The following is a 3,943-nucleotide window of genomic DNA, read 5'->3' on the forward strand; positions in this document are numbered from 1 at the left end:
AGTAAAAACAAGACATCTTGTGCATATTGGATTTTCATTGGCAATATTTTTGGTGATTTTAATTTTTAATTCATTAACCAATCAATCAGTTGTAAAACTAATATTCAAAGTTGCGTCGTACACATACGGACCGCTTTTAGGTTTATTTGTTTTTGGAATTTTAGTCAAAAACCGTTCTGTAAAAGACAAATTGGTGCCTTTTATTTGTTTGTTATCACCAGCAATAACTTTTTTAATTAGTATGAATTCTGGAATTGATGCGGAAGCTCCAAAATTAATCCCGTATGCATTTGCAGAAGAATTAATTATTGTTAACGGATTAATTACTTTTATTGGATTATACTTAATAAGTAAAAAAAGTGTTTGAGTTGTACTTTAAGATTTTCATTTACAACTTTTGACTTTCGACTAATATTGATTTGTAGCCAATAAAACCAACGTACAAGCTACTTCAATTTCAATATTATTTTGTTTTAAGATTTCATAAAATTCTGGATTTTCAGTACCCGGATTAAATAATACACGTCTTGGTTTTAATGAAATAATATAGTCGTAATATTCTTCTTGATTTTTAGGATTTAAATATAACGTAACGGTATCAATGCCTGTAAATGGAAATTTAGTTGTCTCAATTTTAACATCTAAAGCCATACCTTCTTTGGTTCCGATTGCTACAACCTGATGCGTTTTATTAATTAAACTTTGTATCGCTTTATAAGCATATCTTTCTTTATTTGTGGTAGCACCTAAAACTAATGTTTTCATTTTATTGAGATTTTATTCACACTAAATTACAAAATGTTTTTTAATTTACATTTAAATAATTGTATTATAAATTCTATCTTTGAATAACACAATATATTTGCAAAAAAACTATGGACATTTTTATTTATTTATTTGCCGCCTTATTTTCGGTTTTAAATCCGATTGGAACCGTGCCTATTTTTGTTGGATTAACACAAGGATATTCCGCTTCGGAACGATCTAAAACGTCATTAATTACATCAATTAATGTATTTGTGATTTTACTAATTTCGTTTTTTGTAGGTCAATATGTCTTGTCTTTTTTCGGAATTACCATTACGGCATTACGAATTGCAGGTGGAATCATAATAGCCAGTTCGGGATTTTCATTATTAAATGGAAACTTTAGCAAGAACAAAGGAATAAATAAAAAGGTTCAGAAAGAAGTAGAAACACGTCAACATATTGCTTTAACACCTTTAGCAATGCCTATGCTTGCGGGCCCTGGATCGATTTCTTTATTAATTGCCTATTATCAAGAGTTGACAGAAACAGATGCTTCTATAACCACTTCGGAAATATTATTTTCTAGTTTTGCCATTTTGGCTGTAGCCATTTTAATTTATTTAATATTACGAAGTGCGCATTATTTAGCAAAAATATTAGGTTCATCAGGAATTGTAGCCATATCCAGAATTATTGGATTTTTAACCATTGCTATCGGAATTCAATATATTATTAGTGCTACTTTGAGTATTATTAGAGGAATTTAAATTTAGAAAATTCCAAAAAAAACCAAATTCCAATTAAATTTAACTGGAATTTGGTTAATAAAAAATTAAAGGTTTGTGTTATTCTACTTTAGGTAAGAAAACCTCAGCCATCATACAGCGAGCGCTACCACCGCCACACGCTTCAATTACATCTAAACTTGCGTGCAAAATCTCACAATGTTTTTCGATTTTATCAATTTGTGCTTTTGTTAAACTTTGATAAGCGGAATTGCTCATTACTAAATAACGTTTATCAGCTGCACCTCGAACTTGTAACATATTTCCTGCAAAATTATTTACTTGCTCTTCTGTGATTAAAATAATTTCTTTACCGTCCGCTTTAAGGTTTTCTAAAACCATTTTGCGTTCTTTTTTATCATCAATACAATCGGCACAAATAACGGCAAATGTTTCTGCAATACACATCATTACATTGGTATGATAAATCGCTTTTCTTTCTCCATTTACAGTTTGGAAGGCTTCAAAAATAATGGGAGACATATCAAAATCTTCACAAAATTCGATAAATAATTCTTCGTCAGCTCTTGGCGAAAGCGCACAATACGCTTTATTAAATTCTCTGTCTAAAATTAAACTTCCAGTTCCTTCTAAATATACATTATCCTCTTCTGCAGAAGAATAATCCATAATTTCAGTTATTTCAAAGCCTTTATCTTCCAAAACATCTAACACATCTTCTCTTCGCTCTAATCTTCTGTTTTCGGCAAACATTGGATATAAAACTATATCACCTGTTTCGTGAAAAGAAATCCAGTTGTTTGGAAAAATACTATCTGGTGTATCAGGTTCTTTTTTATCTTGAATTACAATTACTTGTACGCCTACACTTTTTAATTTTTCAACATAGGCATCAAATTCCTGCACAGCTTTAAAATTTACCGTTTCTGGAGTTAAATCATCTAAAACTTTTTGATAATAATTGTTTACAGCCGTTTGTTCGTTCATACGAAACGCCACGGGACGAATCATTAATATGGTGTTGGTAGTTTGTTTCATTTTATTTTGTTTAAAGTTTCAGGTTTCAGGTTTTATTACGTGAAACTTGAAACAAATTAATTTAATCTCTAATTAATGGTAAAGTGGAACATCTTAGTAGTCCTTCTTGTTTTGAAATTTCGGCATACGGAATTTCTTCTACTGTAAAATCGTTTTGGCGTAACCAAGCATTTAATCTTGTGAAATTTTTCTCAGATACAATTACATCAGGAGCTATTGAAAAAATATTCGAGTTCATATGATACATTTCCTCTCTTTCGATATGAAACAAATTATCTTTACCAAACAAATTTACAAGAAACATATAGTCTGCTTCTTCACGAAAACCGCTTTTGTAAATTATTCCTTTATTTGTTCCGATTGGCTGAAAACAACAGTCTAAATGTAACGCATTATCCCTCGGTTCAATTTTAGATTTTACCAAATCGAAAGCCTTTACTATTTTATTTGGAAACAAATTTTGGATGTATGCTACTCCTTCCATATTTGTTCTTGCCGTAATGTAATCTTTATAATCTGAACCTTTATAAGTGCCAATAAAAATGTAGTCATTCCAAGGCATTACATCGCCACCTTCGATATGAACATTTTCTGGTGGACGAACCACTTTTTTTGGATCTATTTTATCAATTATGTATTGAATAGCATCTAATTCTCGCTCTCTATCTGGTAAAATATTCGCTTTAATAAAAATGTCATCAATAACAAAACCAATATCTCTAGAAAAAATTTGATTATAATTTTCAATAATTTCTGGTCGATAAACTTCTACATTATATTTTTGAAAAACAGCATTAAAAGCTTCCATTTCAGCAACCATATCTACTTCAATTGGATAGGTTCCTGCTTTTATGTGCTCTAATGATTTTGGATCATAAGCTTCTTCAACTGTAGGTGTTGGCCCATTACTAATAGCAGTTCCAAGTACTACTGCTCGTAATCGTGAGGTTTCGTTTTTTACATTTAATGATAACATAAAACTGTTTTTTACAAATATAGAAAATTGATAACGATTGAGAAAGAGAGAACTTTGGTTTTATTATAAAAGTTTGAGCGCGAATAAAAAAGAAATTTACAATTTGTTAAAATAATATTTTGTGTATTGATTTCCAATTACTTATCTTTGAACAAACTTAAAACTAAATTATTATGGGATTATTAAATTTTTTTAGCTCATTATTTGGAAAAGCTAAACAAACTGAAGAAAATACGAATGTAAAAAAATCAGAAATTGCTGAACCAAAATTGGAAAAAGCCTCTGAAATAATTGAAGAAAAGCCAATAGTTAAAAAAGTTCCTGTTAAAAAAGCTGCCGTTAAAAAAGCACCTGCAAAAAAAGTAGCAGCGAAAGATAAAGTTGAAAAAACAACAGAGAAAACAACAAAAAAAGCAGCTCCAAAGAAAGCTCC

4 protein-coding genes and 2 pseudogenes are annotated in these 3,943 nt (G+C 30.0%); 3 read left to right on the plus strand and 3 right to left on the minus strand.

Annotated elements, in window-relative coordinates; all coding sequences use genetic code 11:
- Positions 1-367 (plus strand): annotated as a pseudogene (locus tag ABWO04_RS10330) (sodium:solute symporter); the annotation flags it as partial.
- A 41-nt stretch (positions 368-408) separates the two neighbouring features.
- Here the strand turns inward: ABWO04_RS10330 and ABWO04_RS10335 are convergent.
- Positions 409-765 (minus strand): CoA-binding protein, encoded by a 357-nt coding sequence (locus ABWO04_RS10335; RefSeq protein WP_353079628.1) that lies wholly within the window; start codon positions 763-765, stop codon positions 409-411.
- A gap of 110 nt (positions 766-875) precedes the next feature.
- On the opposite strand from ABWO04_RS10335, the gene ABWO04_RS10340 reads away from it, so the two are divergent.
- Positions 876-1,517: a MarC family NAAT transporter gene (locus ABWO04_RS10340; RefSeq protein ID WP_353079629.1), complete on the plus strand. Its 642-nt coding sequence runs from the start codon at positions 876-878 to the stop codon at positions 1,515-1,517.
- 78 nt (positions 1,518-1,595) lie between these two features.
- On the opposite strand, the gene ctlX is transcribed toward ABWO04_RS10340, so the two are convergent.
- Together ctlX and ABWO04_RS10350 are read right to left on the minus strand one after the other, a co-directional pair.
- Positions 1,596-2,534 carry a citrulline utilization hydrolase CtlX gene (ctlX, locus tag ABWO04_RS10345; RefSeq protein WP_353079630.1) on the minus strand — a complete coding sequence of 313 codons (939 nt, stop codon included), beginning with the start codon at positions 2,532-2,534 and terminating at the stop codon, positions 1,596-1,598.
- Between the two features lie 61 nt (positions 2,535-2,595).
- The gene (locus ABWO04_RS10350) at positions 2,596-3,510 is read right to left on the minus strand and encodes a dimethylarginine dimethylaminohydrolase family protein (RefSeq protein WP_353079631.1); all 915 of its coding nucleotides are present in this window, start codon (positions 3,508-3,510) and stop codon (positions 2,596-2,598) included.
- A gap of 173 nt (positions 3,511-3,683) precedes the next feature.
- Between ABWO04_RS10350 and ABWO04_RS10355 the strand changes: the two are divergent.
- Positions 3,684-3,943: pseudogene (locus ABWO04_RS10355) on the plus strand (hypothetical protein); the annotation flags it as partial.

This window comes from Flavobacterium sp., assembly GCF_040382755.1.
Taxonomy (GTDB): domain Bacteria; phylum Bacteroidota; class Bacteroidia; order Flavobacteriales; family Flavobacteriaceae; genus Flavobacterium.

Excerpts from the sequence above, each read along its gene's own strand:
- ABWO04_RS10335 (WP_353079628.1), bottom strand. The coding sequence starts at position 765 with ATGAAAACATTAGTTTTAGGTGCTACCACAAATAAAGAAAGATATGCT.
- ABWO04_RS10350 (WP_353079631.1), bottom strand. The coding sequence starts at position 3,510 with ATGTTATCATTAAATGTAAAAAACGAAACCTCACGATTACGAGCAGTA.
- ABWO04_RS10340 (WP_353079629.1), top strand. The coding sequence starts at position 876 with ATGGACATTTTTATTTATTTATTTGCCGCCTTATTTTCGGTTTTAAAT.
- ctlX (WP_353079630.1), bottom strand. The coding sequence starts at position 2,534 with ATGAAACAAACTACCAACACCATATTAATGATTCGTCCCGTGGCGTTT.